Origin of the sequence: Acinetobacter sp. TG2027, from assembly GCF_000302435.1 — a bacterium.
Lineage (GTDB): Bacteria > Pseudomonadota > Gammaproteobacteria > Pseudomonadales > Moraxellaceae > Acinetobacter > Acinetobacter pittii.
Window position 1 is genome coordinate 1 of record NZ_AMJN01000014.1, and the last position, 26,382, is coordinate 26,382.

The window sequence follows — 26,382 nt, forward strand, 5'->3', positions numbered from 1 at the left end:
GTCTAACTTATGGGGTGCAGTTCAGGACGGGAGAGGGACACCCTCGGGTGTGCTAGTTTGAGATAATACTAGTCTGTCAACCTTCTTCCGTTCTGCCACCATAATTCTATAAATGTTTGGCAGAACTCCCAATAAAAAGGAGTTGGCTTTGCATATTCATAATTTCTTGGCAGTCTTTGCCAAAAGCTATAACGACACAACTTAAAAATTTAAAGCAGCTTGATGCCCTTTAGGGTTTTCAGGCTTTAAGTCATTACGGCTCAAAAAACTTGCATTAACAATAAAACTTGAGATGTGCAAAACACAGTCTTACGGCTTTGCTATGCCTTTTTTTCTCCCAAAAAAGTATCTCGTTTAGAAACAACAAGAATTTATAACGGTAAAAATATGCCAAATTTAGTTCTCTCAACACGTGCAATCCAAATCATTAATACATCAATTCATCTGTTTCACCATCACGGATTTCATACCGTGGGCATCGATCGAATCGTGAAAGAGTCTCACACTCCAAAAGCAACTTTTTATAACTACTTTCACTCTAAAGAGCGATTTATTGAAATCTGTTTGATCGTGCAAAAAGAACGCTTAAAAGAAAAAGTAGTCTCAATTGTTGAGTACGATCAAAGTACAAACGTGAAAGATAAACTTAAGAAACTTTATTTCTTACATAGCGATGTAGAAGGGCCATACTATTTATTATTTAAAGCAATTTTTGAAACCAAACTGACCTATCCAAAAGCCTATATCACCGCAGTGAGATATAGAACGTGGCTCATCAATGAAATCTATAGCCAACTTAGAATACTTAAAAACGATGCGACTTTTCAGGATGCCAAATTATTTTTATATATGATTGAAGGCGCAATCATTCAGCTTTTAAGCCCGGATGCGGCAATTGAGAGGGAAAAGGTGTTGGATTTTTTTTTGGCGGGATTTGTTTAGGACAAATGAAAAAATCAACGTATAAAACAATCCTATTTATAACTATTTATAACGGATCTAATCACTTCTTGTACATCCAAAATAGCTTTGTCTTTTAGAGATGTTTTTCTACATGAAAGAACCATCGGGTAGGTCGGGATCGAAATTGGACATTTTGTATAAATCAGTGAGGGTACAATTTCAGAAATTTTTCTTGCAGCATGGGTTGGAAGCGTACAAACCGTTCCTTTTCTTTTTAATAACCAAGGAATGGCTGCAAAATGAGAGGTGGATGCAAATATGTGTCTGGTTTTATTTAATTTTGTTAAATGTTCGTCAACTATTCCGATCTGTGCTGTATTAGAAATTAATAGATGTTCAAAACCTAAAAACTTTTCCAAGGTCAGATCAACAGCATCTTCAGGGTGAGTGACTAAACAAGAATAATCACCTAAAACCATTAATTCTCGGTACAAAGAGTGATAGTAAATACCACCAGAAGTCACTCCAATATCAACATTATGTTTTACTAACATTTCAGCAATAATATGCATGTATGTCTGTTTTATCACGATTCTATAATGCGGAAATTTTAATCTAATTTGCTCGATAATCTCTTGTGCAAATGCAATTTCAAAATCATCTGACATACCAAGAGTGATAATTCTTTGCTGTAATGTATTGGTATTATCTGGTAGAGATATCAGTGTTTCTCTAAAAATATTTAAGGCATTGCTGACCAATGGTTTTAAAGCATGGGCTTTAGTAGTGGGTGCTAGACCTCGGCCAGTCCGTTGGAAAAGTGGATCTTGGTAAATATCCCTGAGGCGTCTTAAAGATGCACTGACCGCAGACTGAGTAATTCCTAAACGTTCCGCTGCACGCGAAGCATTCTGCTCTTCATATAGGATTTCAAAGCACTTCAAAAGATTTAAGTCGATTTGTTCGATATTAATTTCATTCATATCTGATAGTGCCTAAATCCTATTCCATAAAGATGGTGATTATATAACAATGAATTCAGACGTAATGAACGGAACTTGTATGGAAAGTTATAGATAAGGTTCTTATTTACGTGATGCTTTATCAAAATATATCAATTTTTTGGTCAAAAGTTATTGATATTATTGTTGATTTTTAACCTGATCTAGTAAATAGGATTGATCAGGTTTATTTGGAAAAATATGATTAAGGACTGATTCTATGACAGATTATCTTTTAAATCTAGCTTTTCGATGAGTTAATCACTCTAGACAATTGAACCCCCCGTTAAATTTAAATCTAAACACATATGAATGTTGTTTATAGGGGATTCGTTTGCCAAAAAATGCAGGGATGTGTTCAAGCACAAGCATTTTAAAGTTTCGATATAGGAATTCGACATGTTAAAAAAACTACATGTGCAGGTAATTATTGCAATTATTGCTGCCATTATTTTGGGTTTAGTCTCTCCTGAATGGGCAAAGGCAATGAAGCCATTAGGTCAAGCATTTATTGCTTTACTCAAAATGCTTTTAGCTCCTTTGATTTTTCTTACCTTGGTTCATGGTTTAACTCATATTAAAGATATGAAAAAACTGGGCCGTTTGGGTGTTAAGTCACTTATTTATTTTGAAGTGCTAACAACTGTAGCAATGCTGATTGGCTTTGTATTTGTCAATGTGTTGCAGCCCGGTTCAGGACTTCATGCAACCGATTTAGCCGAACCTGATGCGGCAAAAGGTTCAGCAACACTTTCGGCGGTTGATTTCTTCTTAAATATGATTCCGCACACCATCGTAGATGCTTTTGCGACCGGAAACGTATTGCAAGTATTGGTTGTTTCGATTTTAGCGGGTATGGCTATCAATTTATGTTGTGGCCCAGACTCTGTAATTGTTAAAGGAATTGATGAAGCGCAAACCATCTTGTTCAAGATGCTGGGCTTTATTATGAAACTTGCTCCGCTCGGTGCATTTGGTGCGATGTCGGCTGCAATTGGTAGTTACGGCGGTGAAACACTCATTTATTTAATGAAATTAATTGGTGTTTTCTATGCAGCATGCTTCTTCTTTATGGTGTTTGCCCTTGGTGCAGTGACATGGATTATTGGTCTACCTTTTCTCACCATTTTAAAAGTGATTCGCGACGAAATACTTTTGGTGTTCGGTACAGCATCAGGTGAAGTTGCCTTTCCAAAACTGATTGAAAAGCTCAAAAAAACGGGTTGTGACGAGGCTGTTGTCGGGTTCGTATTACCTACAGGTTATAGCTTTAATTTAGATGGCACAGCTTTATATATGGCAATTGCGGTGGGCTTTATTGCACAAGCAACTGACACACCTTTGAGCTTAATCGACCAGTTGGTTTTATTAGCAATCTTAAGCTTTACATCGAAAGGGGGAACTACTGTCGCTGGCGGCGCCTTTATTAAGTTGGCGGCGACCTTACAGTCTGTAAAAACTTTACCACTCGGTGGTTTGGGACTGTTATTTGGTGTTGACCGAATTATGGCAACTATCATGGCAATTACCAACATTATTGGAAACACGCTTGCAGTCTATGCGGTTGCTCGTTGGGAAAATGCTTTCGATGCTGATGCTTTTGAAAAACAAACAGGTAAGAGACCTAAACGTAGTTTGCTACGGGCGAAAGATTCTTTGGTAGAGACACCATTAGCCTCCGATTCAAATCAATCAAGTCAAGTTTTAGATAAATCTCATTAATTATCTCAACTTCTTATATCGAGAATAGACATGCGTTTAAAAGCGATAGACCCAGAACATTTAACTGCTGAACAACAAGTTGTTTTCGATGCAATTGCAAGCGGTCCACGTAAAGGGGTGCGAGGTCCTTTAGCGATCTGGTTGCATCATCCGAAGTTAGCCAATTTGGCACAAAGTCTTGGTCAATATTGCCGATACGATAGTTGTTTAGAGCCGCGTTTGAGTGAATTAGCCATCTTACTAATGGGTAGACACTGGCTCGCTGAATATGAATGGGCTGCTCATAAACCATATGCAATTGAGGCTGGCCTAAATACAGACGTCATTGAAGCTATTCGTTTAGGTGAGCAACCCGCATTTATTCATAAGGACGAACAATTAATTTATCAGTTTATTTGTGAGCTTCACGAGACCAAAAGGGTTTCTGATCAGACTTATCAAGAAATAGAGCAACTACTTGGGACAGATACATTAATCGATTTAGTCGCGATTGCAGGCTATTACACCCTTATTTCTATGACGATTAATGTTTTCGAAGTTCCACCCCCAGCAGGTGTAGCTCCTGAATTACCAACTCCAAAAGCAGGAATTTAATATGTTTGATGAAATTAATCCTCAAGGACGTTTGCAAGACAAAGTTGCAATCATTACGGGTGCAGGTTGTGTTGGTCCGGGGTGGGGAAATGGTCGTGCCGCGGCAGTACTTTTTGCTAAAGCAGGGGCAAAAATTTTTGCTGTAGATCGTTCGATTGATGCAATGCAAGAGACTTTAAATCGTATTCAAAACTTCGGTGGTGAAGTAACCCCTTTTGCATGTGATGTGACTGACAGTGAGTCAGTTAAAACCATGGTTGAAGCCTGTGTAGAGAAATATGGTCGTGTCGATATTTTAGTGAATAACGTAGGTGGTTCTGCCGCTGGTGGAGCTGTCGCATTATCAGAAGAAGCTTGGAACAAACAACTCGACTTAAATTTAAAAAGCGTCTTTTTAACTTGTAAGCACACCATTCCATATATGGAGCAACAAGGCGGTGGTTCGATTGTAAATACGGCTTCAACTTCTGGAATCCGTTTTACAGGTGCTCCGCAAGTTGCCTATGCCGCAAGTAAAGCCGCGATTATTCAATTATCAAAAGTGACTGCTGTCGAATATGCCCCTAAAGGAATACGCGTAAACACTGTCTTGCCTGGTCAATTACATACTCCAATGGTTGAGGTCCGTTTAGCAGGACAACGTACTGGCGGTGATGTCGATCAATTGCTTGAAAGTCGTTTAAAACGAATTCCCGCAGGTTTTATGGGAGATGGTCGTGATACAGCTTTTGCTGCTCTGTTTCTAGCAAGTGATGAAGCCCGTTTTGTTACTGGAACAGAAATTGTGGTCGATGGCGGAATGACTGCACGTTGTGATTAAGGTGAATTCTGAGTAACTCCAAATATGTGAGGTACATGGAATATTTGTTGAACCTAATAAGATTTGTTTAGGAAGTACTATGTCATTTAATTTGCCAAAAGGTTCATGGGATTGCCATTTTCATATATACGGGCCTTTTGATCGTTTTCCGTTACCTGAAGATGCTGCATATCATCCTGAACCAGCAACATTTAAGCAGTTGCTTGAATTACACAAAAGTTTAGGAATTGAACATGGTGTTTTTGTTCAAGCTGTTGCCTATGGTTCAGATAACTTCATCATTTTAGATGCGATTGAACAAAGTAACTTTAATTATCAAGGAGTTGCTTTAGTAGATCACGATATTACAGATGAACAACTTGTTGAATTAAAGCACGGCGGAATTTGTGGCATTCGCTTTAACATGATGGGGCATTTGCCTGGAAATCATGATCCACAAGCATTACGAGGTTTGGTTGAACGAGTTGCAAAGCTCGGATTGCATATTCAGATACACGGAAAAATTGAGGATATCTTCCCAGCGATTGAAGCGTGGCAAGACATAGATGTCGATATTGTGATTGATCATATGGCACGACCTAATTTGCTTGATTCACAAGATGCAGAAAATACTTTTAACAAGTTGCAACAAGTCATGATTAATCCGAAGCATTGGCTAAAAATTTCCGGAATTGATCGCGCACAGAATGGACAACCTGCCAGCACTTGGGATGCTTCACTGAATTGGGTTCAGAAGTTAATCAAACTTGCACCAAACCGCGTGGTGTGGGGAACAGATTGGCCTCATCCAAATGTAAAAGGTGAGGTTCCTAATGATGATGAGCTTTTAAAGTTTGCATTAAAAGTACTCGATACGCCTGAATTACTACAAGCCGTATTTGTCGATAATCCACGGAATTTATATTTCAGAGAAAATTAATGTTTTAAAACCAATGAAGTATTCATTGACTGAATACTTCTTCACTTAAAAGGAAGTTAAAAAATGAGTTTAAAAAAACTAGTTTCAGGAATGGGCTTATCAATTGCTATGGTCGTGCCAGCACATGCAGCGCAATTAAATGTTATTGCATCTGGTTCTTTTCATGGTGCTATGGATACCCTTATTCCGATGTATGAAAAATTAACTGGAAATACGGTTCATATCGAATGGGGGCCATCTGCCGGAAAGTCTCCTGAATCATTACCAATGCGAATTAAAAACAATGAAAAAATGGACTTGGCTATTATTTTGGATGATGCACTTAAATCGAATGAATTGAGTCAAAATTTTGACTTGTCTAGTCGCACTGAATTGGCAAATTCAAAAATTGGTTTGGCTGTGAGTAAAGGTACTAAAGTACCGCCGTTAAAAAATGAAGCAGACCTAAAGGCGGCTTTATTGTCTGCTCAAAAAGTTGCCTACTCTCAAGGTTCAAGTGGTGTCTATATTCGTTCAACCTTATTCAAAAAATTGAATATTGAACAGGAAATGCAAACAAAAGGGCTTGAGGTTCCAGGCAAAAAACTGGTCGGAGAAGTGTTAGCAGAACATCAGGCTGATGTGGGAATGCAACAGATTAGTGAGCTTAAGCATACTAAAGGGATTACCTTTGTTGCACCTTTACCTGAAAGTTTGCAATACGTTAGTAAGTTTTCATCAGTTATTTCAAAAAAAGCTGAACATCCTCAAATCGCAGCTCAATTTGTACAGTTTTTAAAGTCTAAACAAGCAGCAAGTATTTTGACCAACAGTGGGTTGGAACCACTGGGTCAGTGAGGAATCACCATGAAGAAATACTTAACTGTAATTTTATCGACATCATTGAGCCTCATGGGATGCTCAAGTCTTGATAAGGTTGAATCTAATATGGATCAAGCAAATTTAATTTCAAATTTCTCTGTTCATAAAAAGCAGATCCAACAAGGTGATGTCTCAATTGAGTTCTATGTACAAGGGAAGGGCCCCGTAATTGTATTATTGCCTTCGTTAAGTCGTGGAGCTAGGGATTTTGATGTTGTTGCAGATTATCTTGCAAAATCAGGCTTTAAAGTAATACGTCCTGAACCTAGAGGTATCAATGGCAGTACAGGACCTTTAGAGAATTTAACTCTCCATGATTTTGCTGCTGACGTTGCTTTAGTTTTAGATGCTGAAAAAACTGGACCAGTGGTAGTCGTTGGACATGCATGGGGAAGTCAGCCTGCACGTATGCTTGCTGCTGACAGACCAGATCTAGTTCGCGGTATTGTCATGGCCGCTGCTTCAGCAGGTAAGTTACCTAAAGATTCAACTGAAAAACCGTATGGGCGTTTAAGAGATGCAATTGATAACGCAGGCAATTATAAGCTTCCTCAAGAACAACGTATTTCATATCTAAAACAAGCTTTCTTCGCACCTATGAATGATCCACATGTGTGGTTAAACGGTTGGTATGAAAAAAACCATGCTGCTGAAGCGCATGCACGAATTGTGACGCCAATTGATGAATATTTTTCAGGTGGAAAAACGGTTCCAATCCTTGATTTACAAGGAGAGTACGATGCCGTTGTCGTCAAAAATGTAATGAAAGAGTATTTGCCTGAACGAGCTGTTGAACAGGTCATCAAAAACGCAGGTCATGCGATGGTACCAGAACAACCAGAAGCGATGGCAAATGCGATAGCCAAATTTTCCAAACAAGTTTATTCAGCCAATTAGTTGACTTAAATCTGCTTATTTAATTTTTAAACCACAATCATCTAAAACATGGAGTTGATTAAGATGAACAAAACCTTAGCTATTTTATCTACAGCAATATTATTAGTCACAGCAACAGTTACGGAAGCAAAGCAAACAAACGTTTCACCAGCAACGCATACGGCAGCTGCCTCTAAGGTAAGCAATGTGCCTTATGAGATGGTGAAGTATGGTGATGTTTCTATTCAAGCCTACGTACAAGGGAAGGGACCAACTATTGTGATTATGTCGTCACTAGGACGTTCTGTACGTGACTATGATGTGGTTGCACAAGATTTAGTTAAACAAGGCTTTAGAGTGATTCGACCTGAAGTTCGTGGAATTGGTTTAAGCCGTGGTCCAATGGAAAAACTGCATATTCAAGATTATGGAAATGATGTTGCAGCAGTGATCGAACATTTTAAAGCTGGTCCTGCAATTGTAGTCGGTCATGCATGGGGCAATTTCCCAACCCGTATGGTCGCAACGCAACGTCCAGATTTGGTTAAAGGGGTGGTGTTAGCAGGCGCTTCCGCAGGTAAAGTGCCTGAGGGATATAGAGGTAAACCAATTGGACCTGAGATTCGTGAGGCGATTGATAATGCTGGAAATGAAGAGCTTCCAGAAGCTAAGCGTATTGAATATTTAAAACGTGCATTCTTTGCACCAATGAATGATCCGCGCGTATGGCTAACTGGTTGGCACCACGAAGCACACGATGCACAAGGTTATGCGCGTAATAACACTCCTGTAGATGACTATTTTGCTGCTGGCAAAGCACCAATTTTAGATATTCAACCAGAATATGACACAGTTGCGCCTAAACCTTTAAGAGGTGTTTTAAAAGGTGCTTTAGGGGATCGAGTGACGATAGTCGAAATTAAAAATGCAGGTCATGCCTTAGTTCCAGAGCAACCGAAAGCTTTAGCGGAAGCCATTGGTAAATTTGCTAAACAACAATTCGCGAAAAAATCATAGTTGTTCCTTAAAGAAACGAACGTTCAAGAACGTTCGTTTCTAATCGATTTTGTGCATTAAGGCTTTAAGAGACTTTTCCATATGATTGACAAAAGTAAGTCCTCACTAAGCGAGGTTCTATCGCAAATCAAAGATGGTGCAACCATTCTGATTGGCGGTTTCGGTACCGCAGGACAACCCGCTGAACTCATTGATGGTCTGATTGAACTCGGTGTTAAAGATTTAACCATTGTCAGCAACAATGCCGGTAATGGCGATTATGGTCTGGCGAAATTGCTTAAAGCCGGTTCGGTTAAAAAAGTCATCTGTTCTTTCCCACGTCAGTCAGATTCTTATGTATTTGATGAACTGTACCGTGCTGGAAAGGTCGAGCTTGAAGTGGTACCGCAAGGTAATCTGGCGTGTCGTATTCAGGCAGCCGGTATGGGCCTAGGCGCTGTGTTTACTCCAACAGGCTTTGGAACACTTTTGGCCGAAGGTAAAGAGACCCGTGAGATTGATGGGAAAGATTACGTACTTGAATATCCAATCAAGGCTGACTTTGCCTTGATTAAAGCTTACAAGGGCGACCGCTGGGGCAATCTGGTTTACCGTAAATCTGCACGTAACTTTGGCCCGATTATGGCGATGGCTGCGGATGTCACTATTGCTCAGGTTTCTGAAGTTGTGGAGCTAGGTGGTTTAGACCCAGAGCACATCATCACCCCAGGTATCTTTGTACAGCACGTTGTACAAGTAGCGCCAGCACAGTAAGCAATAAGGAGAAATAACATGAGCTACCAGAAACTCAGCCGTGACCAGATTGCAAAACGTGTGGCACAAGATATTCCAGATGGTGCCTATGTGAACCTAGGCATTGGTTTACCGACCAAGATTGCGAGCTACTTACCTGACGATAAAGATATTTTTCTTCATTCTGAAAATGGCCTATTGGCTTTTGGCCCACCGCCCGCTGCAGGTGAAGAAGATCCTGAACTGATTAATGCGGGTAAAGAGTTTGTGACCATGCTTGAAGGTGGTAGCTTTTTCCATCATGGCGACTCGTTTGCGATGATGCGTGGTGGTCACCTTGATATTGCTGTACTCGGTGCCTTTCAGGTGGCAGCGAATGGTGACTTGGCCAACTGGCACACGGGGGCACCGGATGCTATTCCTGCTGTGGGTGGTGCGATGGATTTAGCTGTGGGTGCCAAGAAAGTATTTATCACTACAGATCATGTGACCAAGCAAGGTGAGCCGAAGATTGTGGCTGAGCTGAGCTATCCGGTTACAGGTAAAAAATGTGTTGATCGTATTTACACCGATCTTTGTGTGATTGATGTGACCAATGATGGTTTAAAGGTGATTGAGAAAGTGGAAGGTCTTAGCTTTGATGAGTTACAGGCTTTAACGGGTGCAACTCTGATTGATGCGACTCAAGGGTAAGGAAGTAGGAAATGACATTAAAAAACGCTTATATCATCGATGCCATCCGTACTCCATTCGGCCGTTATGCCGGTGGCCTTGCACCTGTCCGTGCCGATGATCTTGGTGCTGTGCCGATTAAAGCGCTCATGCAGCGTAACCCAAATGTAGATTGGGAACAGGTCGATGATGTGATCTATGGTTGTGCTAACCAAGCGGGTGAAGATAACCGTAATGTCGGCCGTATGTCAGCACTTCTTGCAGGTTTACCGTATCAAGTACCAGCAACCACCATTAACCGTTTGTGTGGTTCATCACTTGATGCGATTGCCATTGCTGCCCGTGCTATTAAAGCAGGTGAAGCGAACTTGGTGATTGCAGGTGGTGTAGAAAGCATGAGCCGTGCACCCTATGTGATGGGTAAGTCAGACAGTGCCTTTGGCCGTAGCCAGAAGATTGAAGACACCACCATGGGCTGGCGTTTTATTAATCCGAAACTTAAAGAATTGTATGGTGTAGACACCATGCCCCAGACTGCCGAAAACGTGGCTGAACAGTTTAACGTCAATCGTGCAGATCAGGACCAGTTTGCCTTGGTGAGCCAACAACGCACCGCAAGCGCGCAAGCCAAAGGCTTTTTTTCTAAAGAAATCGTGGCAGTTGAAATCCCTCAGCGTAAGGGTGATGCTGTTGTGATTGATACCGATGAACATACACGTGCATCGACTACCCTGGAAGGTTTAAGCAAACTTAAACCTGTTGTAAAAGCAGATGGCACAGTTACTGCGGGTAATGCTTCAGGCATTAATGATGGTGCAGCAGCTCTACTCATTGCATCTGACGAAGCAGTTCAGGCTTATAACCTCAAACCCCGTGCCAAGATTATTGCTTCAACAGCGGTGGGTGTAGAACCACGTATTATGGGTTTTGCTCCAGCGCCTGCAATTAAAAAATTACTTAAACAAGCCAACCTGACTTTAGAGCAGATGGATGTAATTGAGCTCAATGAAGCCTTTGCTGCGCAAGCTTTGGCAGTGACCCGTGATTTAGGTTTACCAGATGATTCTGACAAGGTAAATCCAAATGGTGGTGCCATTGCATTGGGTCATCCACTTGGTGCATCAGGTGCACGCCTAGTCACTACAGCCTTAAACCAGCTTGAACAAATAGGTGGTCGCTACGCTTTGTGTTCAATGTGTATTGGTGTAGGTCAAGGCATCGCTTTGATTATTGAACGTGTTATTTAAAAGGAAAGAACTAATGCTATTTTACGTACGAAAAGATGTGATTTTACCTAGCCATTTAACTGAGCAGGAAATTGAAGATATTAAAGCAAGAGAACGTGCTTATTCTCAAGAAATTCAAAGACAAGGTAAATGTCGCCATTTATGGAGAATAACAGGGCAGTACGCAAACATTAGTATTTTTGATGTCGAAAGCAATGAAGAGCTGCATAACTTATTACAAGGATTACCACTTTATCCTTACATGAAAATTGAAGTGATCGCTTTAAACCGACATCCATCTTCTGTGAGAGAAGGTGATCTTTAATAATTGAATTAAACAATTATATATTCACAAGTCCATGAAACCGCAGTGAGATATAGAACATGGCTCATCAATGAAATCTATAGCCAACTTAGAACACTCAAAAACGATGCAACTTTTCAGGATGCCAAATTATTTTTATATATGATTGAAGGTGCAATTATTCAGCTTTTAAGCTCGGATGCGGCAATCGAACGGGAAAAAGGGCTGGATTGTTTTTTGGCGGGGTTGGTTTTTAGCTAATGAAAACCAATAGCTCTATGAGATCGAAAAGTTCTAAGCTATAAAGCTTCAGTAATAGACTGAAAATGTTGTTTTAACGTGTTTAAGAAAAGCTGAACCTTTTTGGGAATTTTTGATCCATAGGGCGTGGTTGCATAAAAATGAAGTTTTGTAGAAAAAATGTCTTGAGAGCAATTAATAATCACTCCCTCATCTTCATATTTTTTAGCCAAAAAATCCGGAATATATAAAATCCCCTTGTTTTTCTTACATAGATCTAAAAGTATTTCTATATTGTTGCAGATTAATTGAGGTGTCGAATTAATGGTTTTATTTTCTAAATCTGCTCTTGAATATAAAAATATGTTGTGTTTTCTTAATTCTTCTATGCTTTTAGGTTTTCCATATTTGTTTAAAAAGGCAGCTGTTGCATAAAAGTTTCTTTTATAGCTATTTAGAATAAAAATATTTTCTTCTCTAACTTCCTCTTCAATTTTTAAAATAATGTCGAATTTATGTTCATTTATTTCCGATGTTTTTTCAGAAAATAATAAATCAATCTCGATATTAGGATATTGAATTAAGAAATTAGAAATAATATCTGAAAAGCAAGTTTGAATAAAAGCATGTGGAGCACTAACTTTTAATATGCCCTCTGGGTACTTTTGGTCATAGATAAAGTCATTGGCAGCCAAATCTAACTCTTTAACAATAACTTTACAACGCTGATAAAACTTCTCTCCTGAGCGGGTGAGGTCCATCTTTCGGGTGTTGCGCGTAAACAATGATGTACTGAATAAACTTTCTAGATAAAAAATTCTTTTAGAGACTTGATCTCGAGTAATACCTAAATTTCTAGAGGCATTACTAAAATTTCCATTCTCTACGACACTAATGAAAGTATAAATACAGTCTAGTTTATCCATTAAATTTTGAAAGGTTAACTTGGCGTGTCGATAAACTATATTATGATCTTTTACTTATCAATCATTGTATCTTTTGAGGATACAGTTTGTATTTAAATAGGTATCTAGTAGTTTACGTTTATTTTTGATTTTATATATCTTGTCTTTTATTTGGATTTACTTGGTGGTTTATAAAAATATATAGGTAGTATTTTAAAATTAAAAAATTTTATCTGGTTTTAAAAAATTATTTTTAAGAAACTGGTCTTATATTAAATACATCGTTTTATTAATACTGGGGTGGGTGTTTATAAATGATTAGAAATAAAGAATATCAATGAGGTAAAGAAATGAGTGGCTTGATTAATAATAATCCAGTATGGGTTAAAATGATTTTATCAATTCATGGATTGCTTCCACTTCTTCGAGTTGCATTAGTTTCAGCCTATTTGGTTGGTGGAATTAATAAGTTCATCGGTTTTCATGCGGCTATTGAGGAGCAAGCAAGTTTTGGTTTGCAACCGGCTTGGCTCTGGGCAGCCGCAGCGATTGTGATTGAAATTGTGGGTTCGCTCTTGGTTATTTTTAATCGTTTTGTCTGGTTAGGAGCAGGGGCTTTAGGCTGCTTAACCGCAATAGCGATGCTAGTTGCCAACGACTTTTGGAATCATACAGGTCCTGCATTTTTTAGTACGTTTAATAGTTTTTTCGAACACCTCGGTCTTATCGCTGCTCTGGTGATGGTCACTATTCTTTCTAATCAACAACCAAACAAACAATAAGCTACAGCATCTAATTCTAATAGGAGTCTTTTATGCGTAAATCATTATCAGCTTTGCTTTTAAGCACAATGCTAGTGGGCACCAATGTTGCCATTGTTCCTCAGGTTTTAGCCAAGACAACAACGAGTGTAAAAAGTGAAGCACCCGGCGTAGCTCCTCAATACGATACAACACATGTGTATGTTAACCCCGAAGACTTCGATAAATTTACCGATAGCTTAGTGGCAACATTTGGGGGAACTAAATCTAAACAAGGCGTTTTTCAGGTCACTCCAACACCAAGCCAGACCATTTCCCAACTTGTATTGACCCCAGTAGGAACATTGTCTGTATTCGGTTTTAAAACTCCAGTCCCACATCCTTTTGGCTTGGAAAGAACAGGCTATTTAGTCAAAGATATGGATGCGGCAGTGCAGTCTGCTAAAGCAAATGGCGCTGATGTCATTGTTGAGACATTTCCAGATCCGATCGGGCGTGATGCAGTCATTCAATGGCCGGGTGGCGTGAATATGCAACTTTATTGGCACACCACTAAACCGAGCTATAACAAACTAGAAACTGTGCCAGAAAATCGTATTTATATTTCAAAACAAAGTGCAGATTCTTTCGTTAAAAAGTTCGTCAATTTCTCGCATGGTAAAGTGGTTTCAGATAATCCAAAGGCGGCTGGTATTGAAATTGGACGTCCAAATGAAACGTATAGACGTATTCGCGTTGAGTCTGATTTCGGCAAAATGACAGTGTTGGTCACCGATGGTCATCTTCCATATCCATATGGGCATGATATGACGGGTTATGAAGTTAAAAATCTAGCTGAAACTTTAGATAAAGCGACAAAAGCGGGTGCGACAATCTTGGTGAATGCTTATAAGTCAGATGGCCGTGAAGCAGCGATGGTACAGTTCCCGGGTGGTTATATTGCTGAAATTCATACCGCTACAAAGTAATTTATTGTCTTAATGATTGATAAAACAACACTCATATTGCTTAAGGGCAATGTGGGTGTAAACGACTAAGTCTTTGCAATGACCTATTGATTACCGTGGAAAACTAGATGGCCCAGCATATTTCTAAAGATAGAAAATATCGAATTAAGTGCTCAGAAACTTACCGTAAAATAATTAAAATAAGTTTATTGCTGACGGGGAGTTTATTTTTTTATGAAGTTACTCATGCAGAAAATGAAGCTTCAAATACAAATGCATGTCCAACTCGTCCAAAAATCTCAACGAATCGCTGGCAAGAAAATTGGGATGTTTTAAAAAATCCATGTGTGCCAAAGAAAATAGGCGATGATTTTAAATATATACCTTTTGGCGATAATAATTATTTATCACTAGGGGCAAATATTCGCGAGCGTTTTGAAGTCAATAATAATGCGAGATTTGGTAGCGGAAATAATCAAGCCGATCGCTATTTAATTCAAAGATTACAAGTTCATGCCGATGCACGTATAGGTGATCATTTACAATTATTTACTCAGCTCAGTGATGCGCGAGCGTTTGATAAAAAGAATATTAGCAGTACCGATCAAAATAGACTTGATGTAGAACAAGCCTTTATTGCGTGGGTGAGCCCTTTAAATAATGGAACTTTTAAGTTTAGAGCTGGGCGTCAAGAGATGGCTTTTGACTTGCAGCGCTTTATTTCGAATCGCGAAGGGCCAAACGTTAGACAAGCTTTTGATGGCATTTGGTCTGGTTATGAATATGGCGATTGGAGAGTTTTAGGCTATCTCACTAGACCTGTTCAGATTGAAAAAGATTCAACTTTTAATGACCACTCGAAAAGCGATTTAAGTTTTAGCGGCTTTCGTGTAGATAAACAAAATGTGTGGGGAGGCGAGTTATCTGGTTATTACTCACGTTATGAACGAGATAATGCATCTTTTACAAGCGTTAAGGGTAATGAAATTCGAGACTTATATGATGCTCGCCATATGGGTAAAAAGAATAATATCGATTGGGATGTTGAAGGCATGCTGCAACATGGAAAGATTGGCGGACAATCTATTCAAGCATGGGGACTCAGTAGCATTACGGGATATACGTTTGCTGAACAAGCTTGGTCAGCACGTTTAGGCGTCCAGTTTGATATAGCCACAGGTGATAAAAGCGCCAACGATAATGAACTCAATACTTTTAACCAGCTCTTTGCAAACGGCTCATATTTTACTTTGGCGGGTTATAGTGGCTACAGCAATATCATTCACATCAAACCATCTCTTACACTTAAGCCTTCCGATAAACTCACCCTATTAACCGCATTAGGTTTTCAATGGCGTGAAACCACCAATGATGCAGTTTATTTCCAAGGCAATAACAGCATGGCGAACACAGCAGGACAAGGTTCAAGCTGGACGGGAGCATATGTTCAACTAAGAGCAGATCAAAAAATAAATTCTAATCTGTCTGTTGCTGCCGAAGGAGTACACTTTGAAGTCGGAGACACGATTAAGAGAGCTGGAGGTAAAGACTCAAATTATCTAGGTGTTGAACTTAAATATGGATGGTAAATCGAGAAGAGAAAAAATATGGGCACAGATTTAAAGCAAACAAAAATTGGCTATTATCAAAATCTAGATATTGAACTGGTGACTTGGGACTGCACCTCGGCTGAGGTTGAACTTTCCTGTGCTTGTATTTTTGAATATGAAATGAATAACCGTTCTTTTTCGGGCGGTTTAGCACATTTAGATGAAGCACTAAATGGAGGGTTAAATGAAATACGGAAAAATAATTGGTTCAGTGCGAAATTGAACGATGCTCTTTTAATAAATCAAACGCCATCGACCATACAAGCCACTAAAGTTTTACTGATAGGAATGGGCGCTCCAGAAGAGTTTACGTTAGAGAGAATCAAGACCGCGATAAAAACTGTTGTAAAAACAGCTCATCAATTGGAACTCAAAAGTGTGGCATTTGCCCCTAGTATTTTAGATACAGGTCTGAATCCTCCCTCTGGTTTAAATGAAGTAATGCTGCAAGCTCTCAAAGAGGAACTAGACCGACATCATCAGCTTCATTTGCAAAATTTAGTCAAAAAATCTGAAATTGAAAGATGGGTTTTTGATGCGGGTTTTCAAAATTATGAGGCGAAGGCCGAGCAATATATAAAGTCTTCTTCTAAAATTTTTACTCAAGATGAATTCTGATTGTAAAAACAGAATCTGGTAAAGTACTATGAAAAGTAACATGATTTTAATTTAACTGCATCAGCCTAAACGATGCAGTTAATGATCAATATTAAGAAATTTCTAAAATTTTCTGAGCGATATATAAATCTTGTATAGATAACCCTGAACTATCATAAATTGTGATTTGTTCCTGAGATTGTCTCCCTTGGGCATTGGCTAAAAGTACATCACCTATATTTGTTAAAGTGGCAGACTCAGGCGCATGTTGGAATTCACCAATGACTTTGGACTGAGTATTAAGATCACAAAATAAACCACTATGTAGAAATAGCTGTGGTGGAAGCTCTTGTTTACCTTGTTTATCAGACCCCATAGATGAAATGTGTGTGCCAGCTTTGACCCATTCTGCTTTAAAAAGAGGAGCGTGTGAGGAAGTCGCGGTCACAATAATATCGGCTTGTTCACAGGCTTCTTTTGCTTCTGAAACCTCAGTTTTAATCCCTAAGTGTTTGAGGTCTTCTGCCATTTTTTCAGCTTTACCTGAGTCGCGTCCTACTATCAAAATCTGTTCGAAATTTCTAATTCTCGCTAATGCCTCGCATTCATATTTAGCCTGATTTCCAGTGCCAAATATGGCTAATATTTTTGAATCTTTTCTTGCCAGTACATGAGTTGCAATTGCGTTAGAAGCTGCGGTACGAAATACATTGACTTTACCTGCTTCGATGGCTGCTGCCATTTTTCCATTGGCCTGATTAAATAATAAAATCAGCGCATTATGTCGAGGCAAACCATTTTTAGGATTATCTTCCCAAAAAGAACCGATTTTAAGACCAGCTAAATGCTGAGTCGCCGATGACTTAACACTAAATGTATTTTTGCTATCGGAAGCTTGACCATGCACCACAGAAAAACTTTTTGTGTCTGGTTGGGTTGCAGCAATTAAAGCTTGGTAAATGGCGTCATAAGCCAGTTCGTGATTGATGAGAGCAGAAGATTCAGATTCAGAAATAAATCTCATCACCATCTCCAAAAGTTTATTTAAATTAAGATGCGACTAAGTCGAGAGGCATGTGCATATTGAAAGTCTATCTATGACGTTTTAGTTGACATCGTAGATAGATATCGACTTTTATTAAGCTGATAAAAACTCTACATATTTAGAAATATCAACGTTTCCACCGCTAATAATGATGCCTATACGTTTGCCTTTTAATTCATGTTTTAAATTACGTGCAGCAGCAAATCCAAGACAGCCTGTCGGTTCAACTACCATCTTCATTCTTTCAACGAAGAACTTCATACAACTAATGAGGTCTTCATCTTCTACTGTCAAAATGTCATCTACATTCTTTTGAATAATAGGGAATGTTAATTTGCCTAAATATTGCGTTTGAGCACCATCTGCAATGGTTTGCGGCGTATCAATATGAACAATTTCTCCTTTTCTAAAAGACATTTGTCCATCATTTCCTAGAGTAGGTTCAACACCATATATTTTACAGTTAGGAGAGAGATGGCGAGCAGAAAGGGCTGAACCTGCTAATAAACCACCGCCACCTAAACATACAAACAGGTAATCTAATTCACCTACTTCTTCAAATAACTCTTTTGCAGCCGTACCTTGACCTGCAATTACATGCGGGTGGTCATAAGATGGAATGAGTGTCAGGCCATTTTTTTCAGCTATTTCTTTTCCAATTTTTTCCCGATCTTCCGTATAGCGGTCAAATTCAACAATATCACCGCCGTATTCTCGCGTTGCTGCCATTTTTGCAGCAGGAGCATCTTGGGGCATAACGATTATGGCTGGAATACCAAGAGTTTTTGCTGAAAGTGCAATTGCTTGTGCATGATTTCCCGAAGAGAAAGCAACCACACCCGCTTTTTTTTGAGTGTCATTAAATTGCAAAAGTGCATTCATTGCACCACGAAATTTGAAAGCACCAACACGCTGAAAATTCTCACATTTAAAAAATACTTCTGCTTCAAATTCATTGTTAACCGTACGTGAAGTTAAAACAGGAGTCTTATTTACAAAACCTTTTATACGTTCAGCAGCGGCTGCTACATCTTCATAAGTGGGAAGGGTTAAATTTTTCATAATTAAACCTAATTCTATTCAATGTTTTAGATGCAAGATTTCCTATTGCGCAAGGAACACTCAATATATTGACCTTGTTTAGATAAAATATATATGTTTAGATAAAATGTCTAATTTTATTTTCTAATGTGATAACAATGAGATATAAGATTTTGATTTACATTAAGTTTAAAATTAGATAAAAAGTCTAAATTGCTATTACATCCTTTACTCTAGGTTTGAAATAGTAATTAAGTCATTAGGAGGAAATACATTGGGCAATCGTGATAAACATTTACTCACTCAACTAGATACCATCGCGAAGGGGCTAAGTGAAACACTATTTCCTTTTTGCGAAGTTGTTGTCCATGACTTAACAAATCCTGAGCATGCCATACTCTCTATACATAACAATCTATCAGGCCGAAAAATTGGAGATCCAGCAACCGAGTTAGGACTGGCTAGAATTATGTCTCCAGAGTTTCCAAACCTCATTTCAAACTACGCAAACCAGTTTGCTGATGGTCGACCTGCAAAAAGTACCTCTATTGGTATTAAAGATGAAGAAGGCGAGTATGTGGCTGCTTTATGTATGAATATTGATTTAACTCTATTTAGAGGAATGCAAAGCGCTCTAGATCAGTTTACTAAAATTGAAACTAATAACATTATTGAAAATTTAGAACCGAATGGTACAGAAGCAATTCGAAGATATATTGATCAATTTGCATCAAAACATGCTACTACACCGCGCATGTTAAAACTTAATGAGCGAAAACAATTAATCCATGAGTTAAAGAACAATGGCTTATTAGACATTAAAAAGGCAGTGGAGACGGTTGCACAACATTTGGGTATATCCAGAGCGAGTGCCTATTTGTATGTGAAGGAAACTTAAAAGTTTTATCTTATTCATTAAAAAACAATTTGTTTATTAAACATGACTCATATAATAAATGGGAACACAACAAGCATCTCTATAGCTTGATCTAGGAGGTCGTTATTTGAAGTTATTTATTATTATATTCATAGTAATTTTTTCTAGTATTGGACTCATTTGTTTAATCGCGCTACTCAGAAATTTAAAAAATTATTCACCATCTGGTGAGCATGATCATTCATCTGCTTCAACACATCATTTTCACGATAATAGTCCGAGTCATCATCATAGCTCTAGTTACTCAAATGACTGTTCATCATCTTCAGATTCAGGAGGATGTGATGGCGGCGGTGGCGGGGGAGATTAAAAAAAGCCCTTTTATGCAAAGGGCTTTTTTTATGATTTAAGGTAAATCGAACCAGATAAATTGACTGTCTTCAATTGCGTGAATTGTCGCTTTATCTTCAAAAACTAAAGCATCGCCTGCTTTAACTTCTTGATCGCCAATGCGAACTACACCTGAAATCACGTGCACATAGTTCACTTTTTTAACCGTATCAACAGTTAACTCATATCCTTTTTCCAATACTGCAGATTTTACTTCTGCATTTTGGCGAATATGCATTGGTGCATTTGCATCAGGACCTGCAATTAAATGCCATTTGTTTGGATCTTTACGCGGGTCAAGATTAATTTGCTGGTAATTTGGCTCTGCGTCTCTTTCATCAGGAATAATCCAGATTTGTAGTAAATGTACAGGCGTATTAGTGTTGTTGATTTCACTGTGGGCAACACCTGTGCCGGCACTCATGAGTTGCCATTCACCCGCCTTAATTTGGCCTTCATTTCCCATCGTATCACGGTGTGAAATTGCACCATCTAGCACACAAGTTAAGATTTCCATGTTGTCATGGGAGTGCGTACCAAAACCATTATGCGCATCAATCTGGTCGTCATTAATTACACGTAGAGCGCTTACACCCATATATTTAGGGTCGTACCAGCTACCAAATGAAAAGCTATGATAAGACTCTAACCAGCCTGCTTTTACATGACCTCGATCTTCACTACGATGTAGATAAGCATTCATGATCTAATCTCCCAAATTTTTATTTATCTCTTGAGAAATATAATAATGTTCTATATGGGGCTAAAAAATAGGTTAACTGCAACATGTCGTTGCATAATTGATATGGTCGTATAGTTTTATATTTATAGATGTATGTTGACTCATAAATAAAACCTGCACAAAGCAGGTTTTATTCAAATGATTGCTGATCTTAATTTGCTAAATCAAGGTCATCATATTCATTCAATGTCTTACCTTGCTGAATATGTTTTTGATAATGTTGAGCACGGAGTATGTCTAGTTCTGAACTTGATACGCCATCTCTCCAATAGCCAGCAATACGCACGTCATTTTTATTAAACTGTTTATCTTCTAGAAAAAACTGGCGTAAAGCTCTGGCTTCTTTACGTTCGCAAGCCGCCCAAATTGTAATATTGTCATAATTTTTTAGTGCAAATGCTGCTTTTAAAAGAAGACCTTTTTGTGGCGTGTGATGTTCTTTATGGAAAGAATGAATTTTAACATGGTCATGATGGGGTAATTGGTTAGCAATATCTTTTTCAAAACTTTCAATGAAAATATCCGCACTTACGCCATTTTCCCATTCATTCAATATTGAATATAACGCAGGTACAGCCGTATCGTCGGCAAACATGACCACATGTTTTTTATGTATGAAGTTGGGAATGAAATGAGGGCGGGGGCCAATAAGCCCGATTTTTGTACCCACTTGAGCCGAATTAAGCCATTCCATTGCTGGGCTTAAATCTTCATGTTTAACAAAATCAATTTCGATTTGAGCGTTTACAGGATTGAACGAACGGACCGTATAGACGCGTGAGATGGGTTGTCCCTCTGGCGGATTGCTCACAATTAACCGAATTGCCAAATTAGGAGCTTGCCAAAGCTCCGGCTGTAATGTGTTGATTTTTCCTTGAATTCTTACAATGGATGGGTATGGCGTATGGATCGAGACGATAGTCATCTCAAGCTGTTCCATATCTTGTAGATGGTCTTTTTCTTTTAGTAAGTCGCCATATTCTTGTTTCGATTTTTCTGCAATTTTTGTCATACATATAACCCAAGCTTCATGATTACTATAGAGCGTAATAATTGATATAGATGTAGTCTCTCTATTCATTACGATAACCAAGTTGGCTCTAGATGTAAATAATAATCATTATTAATTGTGGTTTTTAGATCATAAATATAGACCTCTAAACGATTAGACCTAAGGTTAAAAATTATCTTATTGTTTTGATATTTATCATTTTTCATAAATGGCTTTTAAAGGGGAGAAATTGATATTTATCTTAATATTAATTGTAAATGATTATCATTTGTATTATTGTGCTGGGATATCTATTATTCGAACAAACAGGTATAAAGACGACATTTTTATAACTTTGTTTTGAATATTAGGTTGGGTGGTATTGCATAAAGAATAGGGTGAGGACCAAGATAAATGCTAAAAGATTTGAGTCAAAATTTAGGGCAAATGAATGATAAAAATAACAACGTAGAAAATTTCTTAAAGCGAATTTATGAAAATATTTTTGATCAAAATTCCAATCGAACAGCACTTATTTTTGAAGACCGTAGCATTAGTTATGCTGAGGTAGGGACTCAGGTCGCCAAAGTCATGTATGCGCTAAAAATGCAAGATTTGGCGACAGGGTCTGTGGTTGCAATTTGCTTGAGAAAAAGTCCTGAGCATATTTATACCGCTTTGGCATGTGCGCTTACTGGCATCATTTGGCTACCTGTAGATATGGATTCACCGCCGTCGAGACTGAACTATTTATTGACGAATAGTCGGGCAGATGTTGTGGTGAGTGACTCATCCATTGCAGGTGTTCAAAACCTAAATATTAATGAAATTTTATCGGCTACAACTGAGTATGAACCGAGCTTTAATGCCGAAATTAACCGACTTCCGGCATATTATTTATATACTTCGGGAAGTACAGGAACTCCGAAGTGTGTGGTCTTAAATAATCAAGCCACAGAAAACACGCTACAACAGACGATCTCGGAATGGCGAATTACTGCGGATGATGTGATTATGGCGGTAACACCATTTCATCATGATATGTCGGTATTTGATGTTTTTGCTTCAATGGCAGTGGGTGCAACTTTGGTGGTGCCATCCTTTGAGCAAAGTAAAAATGCTGTTGTCTGGGCCAATTTAGTAGATCGCTACAAGGTTACGCTTTGGAGCAGTGTGCCTGCCATTGTCGATATGTTGTTCAGTGTAGCTCAAAAAGAACAACTACAGTCTTTGCGTTTAATTGCCCAAGGCGGCGACTATATCAAACCTTCATTTATAGCAAAGTTAAGAGAACAATTGCCTAACGCTCGTTTATTTTCATTAGGTGGGCCTACCGAGACCACAATTTGGAGTATATGGCATGAAATAAATGAGCAAGATCAGGAAATTATTCCGTATGGAAAAGCTTTAGAAAATAACCGTTATTATATTTTGGATGAAAATCTAAAACCTTGCCAAATGGGCGAGGTCGGTACGATGTATATGACCGGCCTGAATTTATCAAATGGTTATTTACTTGATGGGGAGATTTATTATAAAGATTTCGTTGAAATTCAAGTGAGTGAAAATGAAACTCAAACTGCTTTTCGCATGAGTGATCAAGGATATTTTAGGGAAGATGGAAATATTATTTTTGCTGGACGTGAGGAAGGTTATTTAAAAATAAAAGGCGTGAGAATCTCTGCGGCCGAGGTTGAAAATGCTTTAACGAAGAACCCGTATATTCATAACTGTGTGATAGTAAGTTGTGTACACCCAACAACTGAAACTCAAGAGTTAGCCGCCGTTTACACCCTAGAAAATAAATACAAAACTACTCGCTTAAATAGCCCCGAATTAAAGAACTTTTTAAAAGTACATTTACCGAGTTCACATATTCCTTCGAAATATTTGGCCGTCGAAACTATACCTTTAACCCGAAATGGAAAAATTGATCGTAAAGCTGTGCAAGAAATCGCTCAGGGGAAAATTTACGTATCTTCTATGTTGTCTACAAACTCCTCTAAAACACAGTTATCAGTCGCTGAGGTAGGAGATTCGGTGTTATCGGTTTTCCGTGAATGCATAGCTGACAGCCAAGCTGAAAGAATGGATATTTTTTATAGAAGTGAAATATTAGCGATAGGAATTCGTCCGAAACAACTCATGAGTATTGCTCAGAAACTTTCTCAGAAGCTCAATACAGAAATTGATTTTTATACACTCATTAGCTGCAAAACAATTCAGGATGTGGTGAATAAAGTAGAGCAACAAATAAAATAGAAAAAATTGAAATGTGCTTAAAAGCGGAGTTGAGTTGTTTGCTTTTAAGCACATGGTGGGTTTTAGGGCAACTAGATTTGAGCTAAGGTTGCCTTAATTTTTTCACAGATACTTTGCACTGTTGCTGTCGGAAAGCGGTGGGCTTGATACGTAATGATCATGCTTAACTGATGTTGTCCATCAATCACATTTTCCATAATTTCAAAATGTAATCCGAACATCGATTCATCACGTTCTGGCAAGATCTGACGAAAAGGAAGATCTTGTCCCTGAGGTGTTTTGAGCGCGCCGTTTAAAGCGTTATTTGAATGGATATGAATAAACACATCAAATAACAGTCCTTCATCGGCGCTCATTCCTAATGCATTTTGAATATGGTTGATTGGAATATCTGCATAGGCCATCGAGGTATTAATCATTGTGCTGATATTGTGGAGCAATGATTGGAATGAATCTGCAGGGCTAAATTGTGTGCGATGCGCCACCATGGTCGTAAAGTAACCCACCGTATCAAAAAACTCGGGATCAGTTCGTCCAGAAGCAGAAGTACCAATCACAATATCTTTTAAATCGCCTTGTTGTTGTAACGCATTGGCGATAGCAGTATAGAGAACTGCGAAAATAGAAGAGCCGTGTTGTCTCGAAAATGCGAGGAGCTTGTCATGCATTTCCGGTGCAAATTTAAGTTCGAGCCATTGGACTGGAGGTTTTTCCTTTTCAGCATTTAATTCATTTTGCGAAATAGGGAGGCTTAGACCTTTAGTTGCCCCTGTTAGCAGGTTAGTCCAATAATTTAGATGGTCTTGGTTGATCCCTTGCTTTTGCTGGAGTAAAGAAAAATCAAGAATAGATTGGGCGGATGCCTTCCAGTTTGGTGCTTGAGCATTTGAGCGAGCAAGATAAGCATGCGCAAGGTCAGCCATAATCGTATTTAAAGACCATTCATCAATCACCATGTGGTGAACTAAAAACGATAGAGTTTGGCGGCCTTTAGCATTTCGAATTAAACGAATTCTTAAGGGAAGTTCACGAGTTAAATCAAATTTATATGAAGCTTCACTGGCAAGCGTTGCATCGTGACTTTCGGCACTGTTCCAAAACCATTTGAATTGTTGAAGTTCAGATGTAGGAACCACCTGTTGATAGGTTTGACCATTGGCGCTATTAAAAATTGTGCGTAAACCTGCATGGCGCTCAACAATATCTGTAAATGCTTGAAAGAAAATATCTTCATTAATTTCTTCAAGGAATTCTACGGCAAATGGCAAGTTATAAATTGGGCTAAAATCGAACGCAGAATAAGCTTGCCACAGGAAATCTTGAGCTAAAGTAAGCGGGGCTTTATCGACACTTTGCAAGGTGGATTTTTCAGTTTTTGCAGATTTAACGAAAGCATATTGGGCTAAATCAGCAGCAGATGGGGATTTAAAGAAATCATTAAATTGAATCTCAATTCCATGTTTATTGAGTAGGTTTCCAATAATTCGTGTTGCTAATAGTGAATGGCCGCCAAAATCAAAAAAGTCATCATGTTGGCTCATTTTTGGTTCAGCGAGAGTATTTCGGAACTCTTCTAAAATAATTTCTGACACATAGGTTTGATTAGGTTGTTCTGACGCTTTTGCGAAACTTGTATCTAGATGATGTGAGATATCAATTTCCGTCAGTACCAATGGCATATTATTGGGTGAATATTGTTGATATCTATTTTGTATGGCCTGAATGAAATCTGACTTTTGATAGCTTTCATCAAGAATCGGGTGTAGCGCTAAAATAAGAAAATAGTCTTGTTCAGTTTCTACGAGATTTGTAAAAAAAGGGGGATGAAATTCTGCATTCCATGATTGCGCTTTTAAGGTAGCTACCTGCTCAAATACTTGTTCTGTACTGCTCTTTTTAAACTCTAGGCAAGCTGAATGGTCATCAAAAGGATATTTGTATAAATCGCCTTCGTCACTAAATGTATAGCGGACATTTAAGTCAGGCGTAGTTTTAATAATGTCGTGAATTGCTTTAATGAGCAGTTGAATGTCTAAACCTTGATTAACTTTCCACAGATTAAAACGTCGATTAACTTGTTCAGGCTGCTGTAATTGCAACATCCAGATATGTTCTTCGTAATCAGTAACCGAAAGGAGAGAGGGCGATTTGGAAAATTGTTCCAACATAAATGAATCCTAGTTTATCAAATGGCTATTTTCATCAATTTTTATTTCGCAAATTTTTACATTAGATTAAATTTCATATAATTCATAATGTTATAGATTTGCTTGTTTGCAAAAATTGACCTTTTTCTAATGAGTTGATGTCCACATGAACTGTACTGA

26 protein-coding genes and 1 pseudogene are annotated in these 26,382 nt (G+C 38.4%); 20 read left to right on the forward strand and 7 right to left on the reverse strand.

What is annotated here, in order from left to right; all coding sequences use genetic code 11:
- Positions 1–387 precede the first annotated feature (387 nt).
- Positions 388–942 carry a TetR/AcrR family transcriptional regulator gene (locus tag B806_RS0104680; RefSeq protein WP_017402675.1) on the forward strand — a complete coding sequence of 185 codons (555 nt, stop codon included), beginning with the start codon at positions 388–390 and terminating at the stop codon, positions 940–942.
- Between the two features lie 32 nt (positions 943–974).
- Here B806_RS0104680 and B806_RS0104685 read toward each other — a convergent pair whose 3' ends face one another.
- Complete coding sequence (locus tag B806_RS0104685) at positions 975–1,886, reverse strand: LysR family transcriptional regulator (RefSeq protein WP_017402676.1); 912 nt, start codon at positions 1,884–1,886, stop codon at positions 975–977.
- A gap of 417 nt (positions 1,887–2,303) precedes the next feature.
- On the opposite strand from B806_RS0104685, the gene B806_RS0104690 reads away from it, so the two are divergent.
- The 12 genes and pseudogenes from B806_RS0104690 to B806_RS0104745 all read left to right on the forward strand — a co-directional run.
- Positions 2,304–3,626 (forward strand): C4-dicarboxylate transporter DctA, encoded by a 1,323-nt coding sequence (locus tag B806_RS0104690; protein WP_017402677.1) that lies wholly within the window; start codon positions 2,304–2,306, stop codon positions 3,624–3,626.
- A 30-nt stretch (positions 3,627–3,656) separates the two neighbouring features.
- Positions 3,657–4,220: a hypothetical protein gene (locus B806_RS0104695; protein ID WP_017402678.1), complete on the forward strand. Its 564-nt coding sequence runs from the start codon at positions 3,657–3,659 to the stop codon at positions 4,218–4,220.
- A gap of 1 nt (position 4,221) precedes the next feature.
- A complete protein-coding gene (locus B806_RS0104700) occupies positions 4,222–5,040 on the forward strand; it encodes an SDR family NAD(P)-dependent oxidoreductase (RefSeq protein WP_017402679.1) in 819 nt (272 codons plus the stop codon).
- A gap of 79 nt (positions 5,041–5,119) precedes the next feature.
- Positions 5,120–5,959 carry an amidohydrolase family protein gene (locus tag B806_RS0104705; protein WP_017402680.1) on the forward strand — a complete coding sequence of 280 codons (840 nt, stop codon included), beginning with the start codon at positions 5,120–5,122 and terminating at the stop codon, positions 5,957–5,959.
- Between the two features lie 63 nt (positions 5,960–6,022).
- Positions 6,023–6,796 (forward strand): substrate-binding domain-containing protein, encoded by a 774-nt coding sequence (locus tag B806_RS0104710; protein WP_017402681.1) that lies wholly within the window; start codon positions 6,023–6,025, stop codon positions 6,794–6,796.
- A gap of 9 nt (positions 6,797–6,805) precedes the next feature.
- Positions 6,806–7,717, forward strand: coding sequence for an alpha/beta hydrolase (locus B806_RS0104715; protein WP_228132073.1), 912 nt, complete (start codon positions 6,806–6,808; stop codon positions 7,715–7,717).
- Positions 7,718–7,780: 63 nt separating this feature from the next.
- Positions 7,781–8,713 carry an alpha/beta hydrolase gene (locus B806_RS0104720; RefSeq protein ID WP_017402683.1) on the forward strand — a complete coding sequence of 311 codons (933 nt, stop codon included), beginning with the start codon at positions 7,781–7,783 and terminating at the stop codon, positions 8,711–8,713.
- An 81-nt stretch (positions 8,714–8,794) separates the two neighbouring features.
- Complete coding sequence (locus B806_RS0104725) at positions 8,795–9,466, forward strand: 3-oxoacid CoA-transferase subunit A (protein WP_017386040.1); 672 nt, start codon at positions 8,795–8,797, stop codon at positions 9,464–9,466.
- An 18-nt stretch (positions 9,467–9,484) separates the two neighbouring features.
- Positions 9,485–10,138, forward strand: coding sequence for a 3-oxoacid CoA-transferase subunit B (locus tag B806_RS0104730; RefSeq protein ID WP_017402684.1), 654 nt, complete (start codon positions 9,485–9,487; stop codon positions 10,136–10,138).
- Between the two features lie 11 nt (positions 10,139–10,149).
- Entirely contained in the window at positions 10,150–11,364 is a 1,215-nt protein-coding gene (gene pcaF / locus B806_RS0104735) for a 3-oxoadipyl-CoA thiolase (protein ID WP_017402685.1), read from the forward strand.
- Positions 11,365–11,377: 13 nt separating this feature from the next.
- Positions 11,378–11,668 (forward strand): muconolactone Delta-isomerase, encoded by a 291-nt coding sequence (gene catC / locus B806_RS0104740; RefSeq protein ID WP_017402686.1) that lies wholly within the window; start codon positions 11,378–11,380, stop codon positions 11,666–11,668.
- Positions 11,669–11,707: 39 nt separating this feature from the next.
- Positions 11,708–11,908 (forward strand): annotated as a pseudogene (locus B806_RS0104745) (TetR family transcriptional regulator); the annotation flags it as partial.
- A 38-nt stretch (positions 11,909–11,946) separates the two neighbouring features.
- Here the strand turns inward: B806_RS0104745 and B806_RS0104750 are convergent.
- A complete protein-coding gene (locus tag B806_RS0104750) occupies positions 11,947–12,813 on the reverse strand; it encodes a LysR family transcriptional regulator (RefSeq protein ID WP_017402688.1) in 867 nt (288 codons plus the stop codon).
- A 329-nt stretch (positions 12,814–13,142) separates the two neighbouring features.
- Here B806_RS0104750 and B806_RS0104755 point away from each other — a divergent pair, with 329 nt between their 5' ends.
- The 4 genes from B806_RS0104755 (at position 13,143) to B806_RS0104770 (ending at position 16,728) form a co-directional block, all read left to right on the forward strand.
- A complete protein-coding gene (locus B806_RS0104755) occupies positions 13,143–13,574 on the forward strand; it encodes a DoxX family protein (protein ID WP_017402689.1) in 432 nt (143 codons plus the stop codon).
- A 32-nt stretch (positions 13,575–13,606) separates the two neighbouring features.
- The gene (locus B806_RS0104760) at positions 13,607–14,521 is read left to right on the forward strand and encodes a lactoylglutathione lyase (protein WP_017402690.1); all 915 of its coding nucleotides are present in this window, start codon (positions 13,607–13,609) and stop codon (positions 14,519–14,521) included.
- Positions 14,522–14,628: 107 nt separating this feature from the next.
- Positions 14,629–16,089, forward strand: coding sequence for an alginate export family protein (locus B806_RS0104765; protein WP_017402691.1), 1,461 nt, complete (start codon positions 14,629–14,631; stop codon positions 16,087–16,089).
- Positions 16,090–16,107: 18 nt separating this feature from the next.
- Positions 16,108–16,728 (forward strand): M17 family peptidase N-terminal domain-containing protein, encoded by a 621-nt coding sequence (locus B806_RS0104770; protein WP_017402692.1) that lies wholly within the window; start codon positions 16,108–16,110, stop codon positions 16,726–16,728.
- Between the two features lie 91 nt (positions 16,729–16,819).
- Here B806_RS0104770 and B806_RS0104775 read toward each other — a convergent pair whose 3' ends face one another.
- Complete coding sequence (locus B806_RS0104775; protein WP_017402693.1) at positions 16,820–17,731, reverse strand: ornithine cyclodeaminase family protein; 912 nt, start codon at positions 17,729–17,731, stop codon at positions 16,820–16,822.
- A gap of 114 nt (positions 17,732–17,845) precedes the next feature.
- A complete protein-coding gene (locus tag B806_RS0104780; protein WP_017402694.1) occupies positions 17,846–18,814 on the reverse strand; it encodes a threo-3-hydroxy-L-aspartate ammonia-lyase in 969 nt (322 codons plus the stop codon).
- A gap of 253 nt (positions 18,815–19,067) precedes the next feature.
- Between B806_RS0104780 and B806_RS0104785 the strand changes: the two genes are divergently transcribed.
- Entirely contained in the window at positions 19,068–19,691 is a 624-nt protein-coding gene (locus B806_RS0104785) for a PAS domain-containing protein (RefSeq protein ID WP_017402695.1), read from the forward strand.
- 106 nt (positions 19,692–19,797) lie between these two features.
- Positions 19,798–20,040, forward strand: a complete 243-nt coding sequence (locus B806_RS20195; RefSeq protein ID WP_079381081.1) for a hypothetical protein — start codon at positions 19,798–19,800, stop codon at positions 20,038–20,040.
- Between the two features lie 36 nt (positions 20,041–20,076).
- Here the strand turns inward: B806_RS20195 and B806_RS0104795 are convergent, their stop codons facing one another.
- The gene (locus tag B806_RS0104795; protein ID WP_017402697.1) at positions 20,077–20,763 is read right to left on the reverse strand and encodes a pirin-like bicupin family protein; all 687 of its coding nucleotides are present in this window, start codon (positions 20,761–20,763) and stop codon (positions 20,077–20,079) included.
- A 190-nt stretch (positions 20,764–20,953) separates the two neighbouring features.
- Complete coding sequence (locus B806_RS0104800; protein WP_017402698.1) at positions 20,954–21,814, reverse strand: siderophore-interacting protein; 861 nt, start codon at positions 21,812–21,814, stop codon at positions 20,954–20,956.
- Between the two features lie 393 nt (positions 21,815–22,207).
- On the opposite strand from B806_RS0104800, the gene B806_RS0104805 reads away from it, so the two are divergent.
- Positions 22,208–24,055 carry an AMP-binding protein gene (locus B806_RS0104805; protein ID WP_017402699.1) on the forward strand — a complete coding sequence of 616 codons (1,848 nt, stop codon included), beginning with the start codon at positions 22,208–22,210 and terminating at the stop codon, positions 24,053–24,055.
- A gap of 71 nt (positions 24,056–24,126) precedes the next feature.
- Here the strand turns inward: B806_RS0104805 and basB are convergent, their stop codons facing one another.
- Positions 24,127–26,157 (reverse strand): acinetobactin non-ribosomal peptide synthetase subunit BasB, encoded by a 2,031-nt coding sequence (gene basB / locus B806_RS0104810; RefSeq protein WP_079381085.1) that lies wholly within the window; start codon positions 26,155–26,157, stop codon positions 24,127–24,129.
- Between the last annotated feature and the right edge of the window lie 225 nt (positions 26,158–26,382).

Bases quoted from the DNA above. Each gene is read 5' to 3' on its own strand.
- B806_RS0104680 (WP_017402675.1), top strand. From the start codon at position 388: ATGCCAAATTTAGTTCTCTCAACACGTGCAATCCAAATCATTAATACA.
- B806_RS0104685 (WP_017402676.1), bottom strand. From the start codon at position 1,886: ATGAATGAAATTAATATCGAACAAATCGACTTAAATCTTTTGAAGTGC.
- B806_RS0104690 (WP_017402677.1), top strand. From the start codon at position 2,304: ATGTTAAAAAAACTACATGTGCAGGTAATTATTGCAATTATTGCTGCC.
- B806_RS0104695 (WP_017402678.1), top strand. From the start codon at position 3,657: ATGCGTTTAAAAGCGATAGACCCAGAACATTTAACTGCTGAACAACAA.
- B806_RS0104700 (WP_017402679.1), top strand. From the start codon at position 4,222: ATGTTTGATGAAATTAATCCTCAAGGACGTTTGCAAGACAAAGTTGCA.
- B806_RS0104705 (WP_017402680.1), top strand. From the start codon at position 5,120: ATGTCATTTAATTTGCCAAAAGGTTCATGGGATTGCCATTTTCATATA.
- B806_RS0104710 (WP_017402681.1), top strand. From the start codon at position 6,023: ATGAGTTTAAAAAAACTAGTTTCAGGAATGGGCTTATCAATTGCTATG.
- B806_RS0104715 (WP_228132073.1), top strand. From the start codon at position 6,806: ATGAAGAAATACTTAACTGTAATTTTATCGACATCATTGAGCCTCATG.
- B806_RS0104720 (WP_017402683.1), top strand. From the start codon at position 7,781: ATGAACAAAACCTTAGCTATTTTATCTACAGCAATATTATTAGTCACA.
- B806_RS0104725 (WP_017386040.1), top strand. From the start codon at position 8,795: ATGATTGACAAAAGTAAGTCCTCACTAAGCGAGGTTCTATCGCAAATC.
- B806_RS0104730 (WP_017402684.1), top strand. From the start codon at position 9,485: ATGAGCTACCAGAAACTCAGCCGTGACCAGATTGCAAAACGTGTGGCA.
- pcaF (WP_017402685.1), top strand. From the start codon at position 10,150: ATGACATTAAAAAACGCTTATATCATCGATGCCATCCGTACTCCATTC.
- catC (WP_017402686.1), top strand. From the start codon at position 11,378: ATGCTATTTTACGTACGAAAAGATGTGATTTTACCTAGCCATTTAACT.
- B806_RS0104750 (WP_017402688.1), bottom strand. From the start codon at position 12,813: ATGGATAAACTAGACTGTATTTATACTTTCATTAGTGTCGTAGAGAAT.
- B806_RS0104755 (WP_017402689.1), top strand. From the start codon at position 13,143: ATGAGTGGCTTGATTAATAATAATCCAGTATGGGTTAAAATGATTTTA.
- B806_RS0104760 (WP_017402690.1), top strand. From the start codon at position 13,607: ATGCGTAAATCATTATCAGCTTTGCTTTTAAGCACAATGCTAGTGGGC.
- B806_RS0104765 (WP_017402691.1), top strand. From the start codon at position 14,629: ATGGCCCAGCATATTTCTAAAGATAGAAAATATCGAATTAAGTGCTCA.
- B806_RS0104770 (WP_017402692.1), top strand. From the start codon at position 16,108: ATGGGCACAGATTTAAAGCAAACAAAAATTGGCTATTATCAAAATCTA.
- B806_RS0104775 (WP_017402693.1), bottom strand. From the start codon at position 17,731: ATGAGATTTATTTCTGAATCTGAATCTTCTGCTCTCATCAATCACGAA.
- B806_RS0104780 (WP_017402694.1), bottom strand. From the start codon at position 18,814: ATGAAAAATTTAACCCTTCCCACTTATGAAGATGTAGCAGCCGCTGCT.
- B806_RS0104795 (WP_017402697.1), bottom strand. From the start codon at position 20,763: ATGAATGCTTATCTACATCGTAGTGAAGATCGAGGTCATGTAAAAGCA.
- B806_RS0104800 (WP_017402698.1), bottom strand. From the start codon at position 21,814: ATGACAAAAATTGCAGAAAAATCGAAACAAGAATATGGCGACTTACTA.
- B806_RS0104805 (WP_017402699.1), top strand. From the start codon at position 22,208: ATGCTAAAAGATTTGAGTCAAAATTTAGGGCAAATGAATGATAAAAAT.
- basB (WP_079381085.1), bottom strand. From the start codon at position 26,157: ATGTTGCAATTACAGCAGCCTGAACAAGTTAATCGACGTTTTAATCTG.